Source organism: Streptomyces sp. NPDC057743 (genome assembly GCF_042798755.1).
In the GTDB taxonomy this organism is placed as follows: Bacteria; Actinomycetota; Actinomycetes; order Streptomycetales; family Streptomycetaceae; genus Streptomyces.
Genome location: NZ_JBHVJX010000022.1, coordinates 13,338 through 25,822, shown reverse-complemented (window position 1 = coordinate 25,822; position 12,485 = coordinate 13,338). Strand labels below are relative to the sequence as shown.

Below are 12,485 nucleotides of genomic sequence, written 5' to 3'. Positions count from 1 at the left end.
GCTGACGTCCAACGTGTTGCGCACACGCTTCCATCTCGGCAGTCAGCTTTCCAACTCTGCTACGGAGGCGATGACTTGAAGAACAACGGAACCGATGAAACGTTGCGCAGGCGCAGCGATCTCGTCCTGCGCCTCCCCCGCCCGTCGATCCGGTGGAGCGCGATCAGTGGGGGAGGCGTCACGGTGGCCATTGCGTCCGGGCACGTCCAACAGCCTGCAACTGTATGGGCGTTGGCGACCCTCGGCGTCGTCGGCCAGTGCTGCGACGCGGTCCTCGCATGGGCTGACGCGCACCGGACCGCAGGGACGCGAACTGGCGGCGAGTTTCCCTAGGCCAGTGCGCCAACCTGCATGGGGTCCGGCACGGCCTGCCCGGTCTCGGCGAGGATGCGCTCGACCTCGGCCTGCACCGCGTCGTCGTCCCAATCCGGGTGCAGCGCACGGACCTTGGTGTCGGTGCTCACGGCCTGCGCCTGCTGAAGCAGGGACAGGGTTTGCGCGACGCTCTGCGGGTCCTCGCTCACGCCGTCGCCGAAGGTGACGCGTGGTCGGTCGACGGCGAGGTTCGGGGTGAACATCGCCCGGTCGAGCCGGAGCATGACGAGAAGGACGTGCGCGAGGGCCGGCCGCCAGTAACGCGACTTCTTGTCGCGCGTGATCATCGAACGGCGCTCGCGGGCGGTGACCTCGGTTGCCGTGACGGCGGCGCCTTGGTCGCCAAGTCCGAAGCTCTGCGCGGAGTATCCGGCGGAGCGTACGGCCTGCTGCACGATCGCGTCGGCCGTCGTCTGATGTTCGGCGACTCTGATCGCGAACTGCGACAGGGTGATGCCTGCGGACTCGGTGGGCGGGATGGCCAGGGCCTGCCAGATTTCCCGGTCGTCGTCGAAGCTCGCGCCCCGGCCGGGCCCATGGTCACGCAGGTACCCGTCGGGCACGATCAGGCGGGCGCGAGCGAGGCGAATATCGCGCAGCCACGAGGACCAGGTTTCGTCCAATGAGTCCATGAGGTCATGGAGGGGCGCGGCGTAGTCCGAGCGTCCGAACGGGCTGCCGCGGTGTCTGCGGTTCGGCTTGATGTTGGGGACGTAGGCGGCGGTGAGCTCGGGTATGCCGGTCTCGATCGCGTCGCCCTCGGCGCCGAGAGACTCGGCGAGGCCGGCGACCTCCGGGTGCTCGGTGAGCGGCACACGTCGGCCGAGTTGGTCGACGGTCCCCTCGTACAGGCCGTGCAGGATGCGGCCGGGCTCGTGGTGTTCGAGGTGACGCCATACGGTCGAGCCGTCCGATGCCAACTCACGCCAGAACGTGACCTCGGTCAACTCCCCCCAACGGAAGGTGGGTACGGCCGCATCTGCGTGCACGGCGGTGAGTAGTGGACGCGGGGCGAGCGAGGTGTCCCAGGTGATCCGCAGGTACACCCCGCCCAACGCGGCGGCGACCTCGGCCGCTTCGAGCAGAGTGTTCTCGATGCCGCCGGCCTCGACGAGCTCGGCGAGGCGATCCTGCGCGCCGGTGTCCGGCACGGTGAACGTCGGCGGTTCGGAGAACAGCAGATCGGCGCTGGTGGTGGCGATGTCGCCGGCGAGCGGGACGTGCAGGCGGGTGTCGCGCTTCCCGGGCTGCGGGTGGCGGTGGCGGGCCCACAGGCGACGCCGGCCGTCCTCGCGGCGCTGCTGGTGCTGGTAGACGTCGGCGAGCTTCTTTCGATCGCCAGAGTACCAGGCGTCGTCGACGCGCAACTCGCGGTAAAGCGGGGCGAGTTGAGGCGGCGGCCAGGGAGCGTTGGCGTCAGGCAGTGCCATCGTCGCCCCCTTCGCCGGTGTGGGATTCGCATGCCTCGGCGACGTCGTGGAGCATGCGGGCGAGACTGGGGCCGACGGAGTCGCCGGGGCCGATAGTGAGCGTGCCCAGGCGGCCGGTGTGGTCGCCAACGGTCAGCGTGACGGGCATGTGCACCCACATGGCAGTCATGTGTCGGCTCCCTTCGGTGTCAGCAGGTGGCGCCACTCATGCGCGGTGGAGTGGAGCGCGTAGCGCAGCGCGTCGACGCTGTGATCGTCCTTCTTCAGCGGCTTGTCTTCACCCCGGGCGGCGGCCTCTTCGGACCACACGTAGTTGGGGAGTTCGGCGAGCAGCCCGGTGCATGATCGGTGGATGCGCAGTAGCCCGGAGTCGAGGGCGACGGAGACGGACCGGATGCCGTCGAGGACCTCGTTCACCGCGCGGGCGACGCCGGGGTGCCCGTCCGTCCACAACTGTGTGGAAAAGCTCGCGGCGCTCGGGTCGACGAACGTCCACTCGGGTACGACGTCGAGCGAGGTGAGCCAGTCACGGACGGCCCGGCTGTATTGGGCGTCGGTCATCTGCCGGTGCGCGGCGCGGGCATCGTGACGCCACTCGCTCACCACGTACAGGCGGCCGTCGGCGCCGTGGCCGAGCAGGATCGCGGAGAATGGGTTGCTCGTGCCGTAGTCGATACCGACCCAGTACCGGCGCATGGCGGGCAGTTCGTCGACGACGTGCTGCTGCTCGTCGTACGAGTCGTAGATCGCGCCCTCGGCGACAACCCACTCGCCCAGGATCATCCGACGGCGCCACAACCCGGTGAACTCCGCGGCCAGCGCGGCGACATACGCCTCGGAAAGGCTGGGGTTGTCGGCGAGCTGAAAGTGGAACTGCGCGAGGTCGAGCTCGTCGGCGCGGTCGAGGTAGTCGGTCCGCAACCAGTGTCGTGGCGAGTCGGGGTTTGTGGTCCCGATCAGCTTCGCCCCGGGCACGGACAGGCGGGCGAGCAACTGGCGGAAGAACGCGGCGGGCAGCAGCGTGACCTCGTCGGCGTAGGCCAGGGCGGCAGTCATGCCCCGCAGCCGACCCTCGGCCCGCGCATCCGCGGCACCGACCAGATGCACAACCCGCCCCAGGATCACGGCGGTTGTGGCGCCGCGGGTGTGGCGGACCTGGGCGGCCAAGTCGCCGAACAACGCGGGGTCTTGTAGGACGTCGAGACAGTTGCGCTCGATGGTTTGCAGGCTGCGCCCGACGATGACGATCAGGCCCGAGGCGGGCGCCCGGCGGACCATGAGCAGGAAGGCGACCAGGCTCGCGATGGTCTTGCCCGACCGGACGCTGCCATGCCAGACGTTGATCCGGGCCGTGGCGCCGCGGATCGAGGCGAGCTGCTTGCCAGACAGGGGGAGGGGAGCGGTCATCACACCCCCTGTGAGTTGCCTCCCGTGGGCCCGAGTAGGGCGTCGGCGAGGCGGTCGAGCATCGAGCCGGCGCTGCTCCCGGTGCCGGTGGCGCGTGCCAACTCGGCCACGCGGGCGTGTACTTCGGTCAGGGCGCGGGCGGCGGTGGCGTGGTCGCGGGCATCGCGGGCGTTCTCCGCGGTGGTGGTCTTGGTGACCTGTCCGAGGGCGCCGTCGAGGGCCTCGTCGGCGAGCAACTCGCGCCGTGCGGCAGCATCTGCTCGGCGGGCCTCGGTGGCTGCGGCGACGCGGGCGCCACCGGAGAACGTGAGCCCCTCGGCGCGGGCGATCTTGCTTACGGTGGCGGCGCTGCGCCCGATCGTGCGGGCGATCTCGTTGCGCGACTTGCCTTCGGTGTGCAGGCGACGCACGGCCTCACGGTCCCGGTCGGTGATCGGCTCAGCCATCGGCGGCGCTCACCTCCCGGCATGCCGACGGCCCGGCAGAGAGTGCTGCCGGGCCGTCGAGGCGGTGTCACTTCTTGGGGCAGAGGTTCGTCTGCACGGCGGTGAGAATCTGCTCGGCCTGCGTGGCTGTGAACTCCTGTGCTCCGCTGAAGCGTTGGCGGGTGATGTCCACCTGTTTAGCGTGGTCGTTGGGGAAGCTGTGAACGGTGCCGCAGGTGTCCCGACCGCGGCTTACCGCTCGGTCTTCCTTGCCGTTGACGATGGCCGGCGAGATGGCGTTCAGTGCGCGAATGTACTTCGCCTGCGTTGCCGCATCGGGCTTCGGCGGAATCCCACGGTCCCGCTCAGCATCTTGAATCGCCTTGTCCGGAGAGGCCGTTGTCGCAGGGGTGCTCAATACGGGGGGCTTCTCGTTCTCGGCCTTGACGCCGTCCGAGCTGCTGCACGCGGCGAGCGTAGTGGCGAGGGCGAGGGTGGTTAAGGCGATGGCGGTGCGCTTCACGGTCGGCTCCTGAGCAGATGACTACTGACACAGGTGTGACCGTCAAGAGTGCGTAAAGGTTGTGTGCTCACTGTGTGGAGCTGGCGTGCGCGCCGGCGCCCCAGGGGGGCGCGGTGTCACGTTTTCCGGGCACGCCGGAGGCGCCCCCAATATTAGGTCACGGAAAGGTAACGGTGCAAGTCTGTTCCGAGGCGCGGCCGAGATAGCCTGTGGCCAGCCGCGGGCGGGGGTTGCTCCCGCCTACGGGCAGGGCCCTTGTCGTGTGGAGCGGCAGGGGCCCGCTTACTCCCCCGCGGTGGCCCGGTGTTCGCGCAGCACGCGCGAGGCGTACGAGGGCGAGCAGCCGAGCGTGGTTGCGATCTCGGTCGCGCTCTTCCCCTCACGCTCGTGAGCCTCGACGATCAGGCGCGGCGTTGCTTCCTCGACGAGCTTGTACGCGCGGCGGATGCGGCCGGCCTCGGCGAGGGTGATCTCGTCGGCCGTGCGCTCCGGGCCGTACTCAGCAGCGACAGCGTGCAGTAGCGCGGCGCGCTCCTCGGCGGCCTTCTGTTGCACCTCGGACGTCTCGGCCGTGAACGTGTCCACGAGATCGGCGATGCCGGCCAGCAGGCGTCCGCGCGGGGAATCGATGTCGTCCTGATCGAGTGCTGCGCGCTGCTGTTCGTCGGTGCTCATCGTGTCGTGTCTCCGGTTGCGGCGTGGTCCGCCCCGGTTGCCCGGGGCGGACCGATCGTGTCAGACGAACAGCGCACCCTGCTCGACGTCCTCGCCAAGACTGAACAACGTCGGCTCCGGCGCTGCCTTGAGCCACCCATCACGCCACGTGCCGACGGCCTCGACGTCCTCGGCGACGGCCTGCTCGTCGCCGGCGGGCAGCTCGGCGGGCGCGGCGTCCTCGACCGGGCGGTGCGCGAACACACATTGAGAGGAACGCAGCATTCGCTCGACCTCCCACCCGGAGCGCTCCATCGTCCACGCGAGGCAGTCGAGTGCCGGGCCGTGCGGCAGCTCGTCGCGGCGGACGTTCTTCCCTTCCTCCAGCCAGTACAGGGCGACGAGCCCGTGCCCGCGGGGGTCGATGACGTACCCGCGCACGGTGCGCTCGTCGTCGGACGGTTCGCTGTAGTCGTGGTGGTCGGTGAGGGTGGCGGCGGCCAGGCCGACGAGGGCTTCACGGGCGGCTGCGACGTCCGGGTGCGTGGCATCGCTCGGCGCGCATCCCTCGGCCGTGTCTGCGTGTGCAACGACGAGCCCCTCGACGACATGCTGCTCGGTGATGGCGTCAACCTCGGCGCCCCATGCGGCGATCTCGTCGGCGAGCTGGTCAGCCTCGACGGCGGCCTCGCGGGTGTCGGCGAGCAGGGCGTCGGCTTCGGTGTGGAGCTGCGCCACCTCGGCAACGAGACGGTCGAGGGCGGCCTCGCGCTCGCGGTCGGCCTGCTCGACGGTTTCGGCGACCTCGACCGCGGCGGCGGCGAGGGGCGAGGCGTCGGCGAGGTGGCGGGCCTCGGCGCGCTTCTCGGCGGCGCGGTGGCAGGGTGCGCACAGCTCGTATCCCTTGTCGAACAGGGCGACGGCGTCCTCGACGTCCAGGTACGCGGTGATGGCGCGACCACAAAGGCCGTCATCGTTGCTCGGCGAGTAGTGCACGCGCTTGCCCTTGCCGATCACGGCGTACCTGACGCGGGCCTGCTCGGTGAACGTCGGGGCGTCGACGGCGTTCTCGGTAGGAGCGGGGGTGTGCTTGACGGTGGCCTCGGCGAGCAGGGCCTCGAACTTCGCGACGCATCGCTCGCATCGGGCGGTAAGCGGCGACTCTGCGCCCTCGCGGGTGCGGAAGTCATCGTTCATGCGGGCGAACGTGCGCGCGTAGATGCGGCTGTGGCACAGGGCCGGGCCTTCGCCGTCCTCGGTGAAGGCGTGCCACATGAAGCCGGTGTTGGTGGTGGCCCAGATCCGCTCGTTCATCGGGGGTTGCTCCCGTGGGTTGTTGGGTGCCGGGTGGAGGCCGGCGGAACGAGGTACACGCTAGATCAAATGAACTAAGTTCACAAGGTTCGAGCTGAACTTAGTTCATTCGGTCTATGTGGAACTTGCGCCCCGCCAATAGGGCCCGCGGTTAAGCAGCGACCGCTGGGGTGCCCTCATCCAGGGGAGCGGCGGCCAGGGCGGAGGCGAGGGCAAGCAGGTCTGCCCACCCCCACTCGCGCCGGCCGCGGTCGTTGAAGGGCACAGGAGCCGCGCAGCGTGCGCCGGTTGAGCAGGTCACGCTCGGTGGCCCGTCGGGAGCGGTGTGCAGGGTGAGCTCGCCGCCGCACCAGGGGCACGGCCGGTCGGGTATGGGCGTGTGCCGCTGGTCAAGGCCGAGGGCCCGCAGCACCCGGCCCTCGGCGATGCGCGCGGCCCGTCGTGCCTCGTGCAGCAGGTGCGGGGGCAGGGGAGCGAACGGCGGCGCGGCGAGGGTGCCGTCGAGCTGCTGCTCGGGTTCGGTGTCCTCGTCGAGCAGGCGCCCCTCGATCCACACGCACGCGAAGTGCAGCCCGTGCGCCCGCGACCCGGCCGCACCCCGACCATCCGCTGCGCCCGGATTCTGGAAGTCCCACCGGCGGGGATCGCCGGGGGCGGCGTGCTGGACGGCGGCGGCGAGGGTGTCGGCGAGGGCGAACACCTGCCGCTCGATGGCGAGTCCGGTGTCAAGCGCGTCGACGTTGAGCGGGGCGGGATGCTCGCGCAGCACGAGCGGCGCCCGGCCCTCGACGACGAGCGGCTCGTCGACGTCGGCGCGCAGGGTGTGCGCGAGTTGCCGCGGTGGCCAGACGTCCGCGGGCGGTGTCTCGATGGCGAGTAGCAGCTCGGCCCAGTGTTCGCGGATGGAGCGCAGGGCGGCGACGGCCTCGTGAACGGCGGCGGTGTAGGTCATGCGGTGGTGCTCCCGGTCGATGGTGGTCACGTTGAGGCCCGGCTATGCCGCGGGCGCTCGCTGCGCGTTGGTGAGGTGAGCGCGGAGCAGGGCGGCCTCGGCGGGGAGCAGTACGCCGCGCTCGGCCCGGTCGAGCAGCACGTCGAGCCGGAGCAGGACGGCCGCTTGATCGCCCTGTGCGGGTCTCTGAGGGGCGTTCACGTGACGGTGGTGGTGATCGTCGGGGGTGGAGCCTGGGAGGCGCTCAGCGTCCCGCGCGCGAGGCGCGACCGGTCGCGCGGCCTGCGTAATGGTCCATCCCTCGGTGGTCAGGTCGTTGACGATGTCGGCGGCGGTGAGGCGGGCGAGGAACGGGTTCACGTCGAGGTGGTCGGTCAGGCGGGCGGCGATGGTGGCGAGGGCTGCGGGCGGGGTCATCGGTTGTCTCCTCCGGTGGTGTGGTGAGCGCGGTGGTGGCGGGGTGCTGGGGGTTGGCGCATGAGGCGGCCGAGACGTTCGGTGTAGGCGCGTTGCCGTACGTCGTGGGTGTGCTCGCGAAGCTCCGTTCCGCTCGGGCGCCTACAGCGGCTGCGCTCGCGGGCCCGGCAGGTGTGCAGCGGGCACTCGACCTCCAACTCGGGGAAGTTGCGGCGCCGGGCACCGAACCCTTGGTCGGCGAGTTGCTCGGCGACGGCGACGGCGGCGGGGACGTAGGGGCGGGGCTGGTTGTCGTCGATGGCGCGGCCGATGCCGGCGGTGAGGGCGAGGACGTCGAGCGAGGGTGTGGCGCCGATGGCGTGGGTGATGGTGCGGGCGGGCAGGGTGCCGTCGGCCGCGGCGGTGATCTGTGCGCGGCGGCGCTCGGCGAACTCGGCTCCGGTCTCGTCGGGGTTGCCGTCGTAGACGGGGTGGGCGGCGCCGATGCGGTTGTTGCGGATGCGGGTGCGCATTTCCCGTATCTGGGCGGCGGTGATCCACTTGTCGGTGTGGCCGTAGTGCTCGGCGACGGCGGTGCGGGTGTCTTCGTCGAGGGGGACGTCGCGCAGTGCGCGGGCCCAGGCGTGGGCGTCGGCTTCGCCGATGGTGCGGCGGTCGAACGCGGCGCACAGGGAGAGCAGTTCGGCGGCGTCGGCCGGGGTCATGGGGTGGCCTCCTGTTGGCGGAGTCGGGCGGCCAGGTCGAGGCCGTCGCGTACGCGTTGGTCGGTGGTGGAGGGGCTGGCGGCGCGCAGCGGTACGACGTTGGGACCGTGGCCGGGCGCCGGCGCGGTGGCGGTGGGTGTGGTGGGAAGGGAGCGCCAGCCGGGCAGGAAGTAGCGGGCCGAGCGGGGGCGCGTGCGAGCGCCCTGCCAGGCACCACCGGCGTGATCGACGAGAGTCGGCACGCCACACCGTTCGATCAGGGCTTGCAGCAACAGCCATTCGGCCGGGGCGAGTTCCCAGGAGACGGACATGCCGGCGGCGGTCATGGCGTCGACGAGAGGGCGGACGGGTTCGGCGATCTGCGGGCCGTCGGGGCTAGCTTGCTGGTTACTTCCGTAGGAAGTAACGGACTGGCTTGGCTTGGGGCTGGCTTGGGGGGTTGTGACACCCCCGACAGGGTCACGGTGTGACACCCCCGCTTGACCTGCGGTTTCTTCCGAAAAATGGGGTGCGGTTCGTCCCCGATTCGGCGCGGAATTGCCCGCGTTTCGATCGCGATTCGCGGCCGAATCGTCGTCGATTCGCCCTCGATTCGCGCGCGTTCGGCTGCGCGCTTTGCGTTCGGCGGCGCCCTGGCGGGCGGCGTCAACCTGGGCGCGGGTGGCGTTGCGCCCGCCCTCGAAGTAGTCGTGCACGACGTAGTCGCCGGCCGCGGGCTGCGGGCAGCGTGCGCAGTCGTGGCCGTGCTCGTGCCACAGTCCGACCGCGATCAACTTCCGTGCCTGCGGGGCAGTTCCGTACATCTGCGCCACGACGCCGGGCACGGTGCCCTCGGTCAGGTGCTGGGCAGCGTAGGCGCCGCAGCGCAGCCACAGACCGAGCGCGGCATTACCGGCACGGACGAACTTGGGGTGCGAGTGGCTGCTGTCGTCGATCTTGAACCACGGCACGGGCCGGCGCTCCTCTCGGATGACTGAGGGACGGGGTGGACGGGGGTTCGGGGTGCCCTGCGAGGGCGGCCGGGGTGTGGCTGGGGCACCGGTTGCCGGTGACGTAGCGGCGGGCGCCCGGGGCGCCGCAGTACCGGCGCCCCGGCCCGTCCCAGTGCCGACACCGGTAGGCGATCGGCCGGCGGATCACTGCGCGGCAGGCTCGACGACCGGCTGCTCGGCGGCCTCGGGCCAGCCGGCGAACTCCGCCGGTACGTCCTCGACCGCCGCGCCCTCGACGGCGGCCGGGGTGTGGTCGACGACCTCACCCTCGACGTAGTCGGGGACGGCGTCGAGGCCGTCGGGGCTGGCATCGCGCCGCACCGCACCGTCGTGGGCGACCGCGCGGGCAAGTTCGGGGCTCTTGGGAAGCAGCTTGAACAGTCGCCGTACGCAGGTCTTGCGGGCCATGGCGTCGTAGTCCGTCGACCACGGGCCCGAGTCACGCGACCGGCTGCGCTTGCGGATCGCCTCGACGTCGTCGGTCGACAACACCACGAACGCGCTGCCGCCGTTGGTCATCTTCGCAACGGCGTAATAGTCGGTCGGCCGCCCGCGGTTGGACCGGGCCGGCCTGTGCCGCAGCACCGGAGTAAGGCCGTACTCGTAGTCGAACTCGTCGTTCTCGTACACGGTGTGCGTCGACAAACCGGCGGCGAGGGGATGCTGCCAGAACAGGCGCACCATGCCCTGATACCCGATGACGAGCTGCACCTCGTACGCCCGAACTCGCTTGTTCCAAAGGGGGAGCAGGTACGCCTCGCCGAGCGCGCCACCCGGTTCGAGGCCGAGCTGCGCGCACGTCATCAGCGCGCCGCCGAACGACTCTTGCGTGCACTCGGCGAGGTGGTCGACGCGCCGCAGTTCGGTAAGGGCGATCCGGGCTATGCGCTCGGGGGCGATGTGGGCGGGCAGGGCGCGGGTGATCTCCGGCAGCATCTGCTGCACGAACCGCGCGAGGCTGGGCTGCGTGCCAGCGGTGGGACGGTGGGTGGTGGTGCGGGCGGGGGAGTGGCGGCGGGCGGCGACGCGGTCGGCGAGGTTGGTGCTCACGCTGCGGTGTCCTTCGGGGTGTTCACGATCAGGCGACGGGCGCGGAACTGACGGTGTAGGTCGGGGAGTTCGGCGGCGAGACGGTCGGCATCGAGGGCGTCGGCCGGGCGCCGGTACTGGGCGGCGAGGCTCGGGTGCGTGGCGGCGAATCGTTTCGCCGCGAACGGGCCGTTCTGCCGCCAGGTGTAGGCGACTTGGCCCTGCACCTTGACGACCTCGGCCTCGCCGGCCGCAGCCTTCAGGCTGTTGTCGACCTCGCGCAGCTCGGCCTCGGTCCGGGCCGCGCGTTCTTTGAGCTCGCGGCGCCGTTCCAGCAGGGGCAGCACCTCGTCGGGGTCGGCCACGGTCACGGCCTTGGGTCGGACGTCGTAGAGGTGGCCGAGCAGACGCTCGGTTGCCTCGCTGCCGTCGACCGGCGGCGGGACGCGGTCGAGCACGCCCTGCCAGAACTCCCCGACCAGTGCGACCAGATGCTCGATGAGCCCCTCGTCGCGCTCGACGCGGTGAATGATCAGTCGGTTACCGCCGAGCAGCGCGGCGACGTGCGCGTGCGCGTACCCGGTGACGGCGAGGTACCAGTGTGTTTGCAGCGCCGGACCGTCCGGCACACCGGCGAGCCACTCGTCGAGCTGAAAGGCGGACCGGGTCTTGATCTCCAGCAGGCTCGACGGCGTCGACTCACCCTCGGCGAGCACGTACCGGTCGACGTTGGCCAGCATCCACCGACGCTCGACATGCGCGAGCGTCCCGGGGCCCTCGACGACAGCGAGGCCGGTGCGGTCGGCGAACACCGCGGCGACGGTCGGCTCATGGACGTGCCCCCAGAACGCAGCCTCTTCGAGCGCCGGGTCGCGAGGACGGTCGAGGGGAAGCTCACCGACCTTGTCGAGGTAGACCTCGCGCGGGGAAACGTACTGACTCATGCCCAGCACCGCGGCGACCTCCGAGCCACCAATGCCCGCACGGCGCACCCGCAGCCACTCTGCCCGCTCCAGGCCGGGCGGGGCGACGACGACACCGGTCGGGGTGACGGCGGACGTCATGCAGCGACCTCCCCGACGGCGTCCGGGGCGAGGTGACCGGCACGCATGAGGCGCTGCCGGATCAGCTCGACACCCCGCGGAGTGACGCGGAGCGTGTAATGCGCGCACGGCCCCGTCGAGTTGTGACTGATCACGGTCTCGGTGGGCCGGAAGTGGGCCCGGTACTGCGCGTACGCGTCGTAGAAGCGCGTTCCGCACGGCGCATAGCGCGGGAAGATCAGCCCCTCGTCGATCAGGAAGCCACGCAGCCACGACTCCCGAACACCAAGCAGCTTGGCCGTCTCCCGCACAAGGCGATCGGAATCGTGCGCGGACAGGTAGGCATCGTGCGCCGCGGCCTTCGGCTCCAACTCGGCTATGCGCTCGGTCTGCGCCACCAGGGCGCGAGCGGTGTCGACATACTGCTCGGCCAACGCCAATACCCCGGCCGGCGACGACAGATCAGCCACCACCGGCCCGTTCGGGCGCGTCTCAGCCTCCCGTGTCTTGACCGCGAAATACGTCTGCGCCGCCGCGATCTCCGGCTTCCGAGGGTCGCCGTTCATCGCGACGAGATAGGCGGCGTAGCGGGACAGGCGGTAGTCGCGTGCGGGGCGCCCTCCCAGGTCGGAGGGGTTTTTGACGGTGCCGGCAAAATGCTCCGCGGAGTCGTGGCCGCTGTTCGTGCATGCGGCGCGAGCGCGCTCGACCGCTTCCTCGAACCGGCGCCACGAGTCGTAGCCCATGAGCGGCTGCAACTCGCGTCCGTGCCAGAACTCGGCACCGTCGCCACTGATATGCCGGATGGTGTCGAACGGGCCTGCCTCGGTGTGTGCGGGGAGGTTCATGCGGCGGCCTCCACCTGCGCGGTGGCCGGCGTCGGTGCCGCACCGACGGCGGGAACCGCGCGACCGGTTGGTGCGAACAGGATCAGGACGTCGACGCCGATCACGCGGGCGATGGCGTGCGCGGTCGCGGCCGAGACACTGCGCTGCTGCTCGGCGAGCAGGTTTCCGACGGTGCCGCGGCTGCATCCGGCCATGTCGGCGAGACCCCGAACAGTGACAGGTGCGCCGCTCCCGGTGCGACGCATCAGCGTGCGGAGCAGGCCCGGGTCGACCAATTGGTACATGGGCAGGGAAGGAGACACGTTCACCCCTATGAGCAGTGCGTTTAAGTCGATGAACAGTCCGATCATGGCACAGGGTGAACGTTCCGTC

Annotated in this window: 15 protein-coding genes; all 15 read right to left on the bottom strand. The window is 70.7% G+C overall.

From position 1 onward, the window contains the following. Positions 1 to 329: 329 nt before the first annotated feature. Positions 330 to 1,805, bottom strand: a complete 1,476-nt coding sequence (locus ACFVFQ_RS24530; protein ID WP_383419601.1) for a phage portal protein — start codon at positions 1,803 to 1,805, stop codon at positions 330 to 332. Then, on the bottom strand, positions 1,792 to 1,974 hold the full coding sequence (locus ACFVFQ_RS24525; RefSeq protein WP_383419599.1) for a hypothetical protein: 183 nt from the start codon (positions 1,972 to 1,974) through the stop codon (positions 1,792 to 1,794). The genes ACFVFQ_RS24530 and ACFVFQ_RS24525 overlap by 14 nt, the downstream gene beginning before the upstream one ends. Next, positions 1,971 to 3,212, bottom strand: a complete 1,242-nt coding sequence (locus ACFVFQ_RS24520; protein ID WP_383419597.1) for a PBSX family phage terminase large subunit — start codon at positions 3,210 to 3,212, stop codon at positions 1,971 to 1,973. The genes ACFVFQ_RS24525 and ACFVFQ_RS24520 overlap by 4 nt, the downstream gene beginning before the upstream one ends. Then, positions 3,212 to 3,658: a helix-turn-helix domain-containing protein gene (locus ACFVFQ_RS24515; protein WP_383419595.1), complete on the bottom strand. Its 447-nt coding sequence runs from the start codon at positions 3,656 to 3,658 to the stop codon at positions 3,212 to 3,214. The genes ACFVFQ_RS24520 and ACFVFQ_RS24515 overlap by 1 nt, the downstream gene beginning before the upstream one ends. Positions 3,659 to 3,725: 67 nt before the next feature. Beyond that, positions 3,726 to 4,160, bottom strand: a complete 435-nt coding sequence (locus ACFVFQ_RS24510; protein WP_383419593.1) for a hypothetical protein — start codon at positions 4,158 to 4,160, stop codon at positions 3,726 to 3,728. A gap of 282 nt (positions 4,161 to 4,442) precedes the next feature. Then, positions 4,443 to 4,835, bottom strand: coding sequence for a hypothetical protein (locus ACFVFQ_RS24505; protein WP_383419591.1), 393 nt, complete (start codon positions 4,833 to 4,835; stop codon positions 4,443 to 4,445). A 60-nt stretch (positions 4,836 to 4,895) separates the two neighbouring features. After that, positions 4,896 to 6,128 (bottom strand): hypothetical protein, encoded by a 1,233-nt coding sequence (locus ACFVFQ_RS24500; RefSeq protein WP_383419589.1) that lies wholly within the window; start codon positions 6,126 to 6,128, stop codon positions 4,896 to 4,898. 151 nt (positions 6,129 to 6,279) lie between these two features. Next, complete coding sequence (locus ACFVFQ_RS24495) at positions 6,280 to 7,110, bottom strand: hypothetical protein (protein ID WP_383419587.1); 831 nt, start codon at positions 7,108 to 7,110, stop codon at positions 6,280 to 6,282. 12 nt (positions 7,111 to 7,122) lie between these two features. Continuing rightward, the gene (locus ACFVFQ_RS24490) at positions 7,123 to 7,497 is read right to left on the bottom strand and encodes a hypothetical protein (protein ID WP_383419585.1); all 375 of its coding nucleotides are present in this window, start codon (positions 7,495 to 7,497) and stop codon (positions 7,123 to 7,125) included. Continuing rightward, positions 7,494 to 8,201 (bottom strand): hypothetical protein, encoded by a 708-nt coding sequence (locus tag ACFVFQ_RS24485; protein ID WP_383419582.1) that lies wholly within the window; start codon positions 8,199 to 8,201, stop codon positions 7,494 to 7,496. The genes ACFVFQ_RS24490 and ACFVFQ_RS24485 overlap by 4 nt, the downstream gene beginning before the upstream one ends. Further along, on the bottom strand, positions 8,198 to 9,151 hold the full coding sequence (locus ACFVFQ_RS24480; protein WP_383419580.1) for a mucin-2: 954 nt from the start codon (positions 9,149 to 9,151) through the stop codon (positions 8,198 to 8,200). The genes ACFVFQ_RS24485 and ACFVFQ_RS24480 overlap by 4 nt, the downstream gene beginning before the upstream one ends. A 186-nt stretch (positions 9,152 to 9,337) precedes the next feature. Continuing rightward, positions 9,338 to 10,243 carry a recombinase RecT gene (locus tag ACFVFQ_RS24475; protein ID WP_383419578.1) on the bottom strand — a complete coding sequence of 302 codons (906 nt, stop codon included), beginning with the start codon at positions 10,241 to 10,243 and terminating at the stop codon, positions 9,338 to 9,340. Next, positions 10,240 to 11,286 (bottom strand): YqaJ viral recombinase family protein, encoded by a 1,047-nt coding sequence (locus tag ACFVFQ_RS24470; RefSeq protein ID WP_383419576.1) that lies wholly within the window; start codon positions 11,284 to 11,286, stop codon positions 10,240 to 10,242. The genes ACFVFQ_RS24475 and ACFVFQ_RS24470 overlap by 4 nt, the downstream gene beginning before the upstream one ends. After that, on the bottom strand, positions 11,283 to 12,113 hold the full coding sequence (locus ACFVFQ_RS24465) for a phage antirepressor KilAC domain-containing protein (RefSeq protein ID WP_383419574.1): 831 nt from the start codon (positions 12,111 to 12,113) through the stop codon (positions 11,283 to 11,285). The genes ACFVFQ_RS24470 and ACFVFQ_RS24465 overlap by 4 nt, the downstream gene beginning before the upstream one ends. After that, positions 12,110 to 12,463: a helix-turn-helix domain-containing protein gene (locus ACFVFQ_RS24460; protein WP_383419572.1), complete on the bottom strand. Its 354-nt coding sequence runs from the start codon at positions 12,461 to 12,463 to the stop codon at positions 12,110 to 12,112. The genes ACFVFQ_RS24465 and ACFVFQ_RS24460 overlap by 4 nt, the downstream gene beginning before the upstream one ends. Between the last annotated feature and the right edge of the window lie 22 nt (positions 12,464 to 12,485).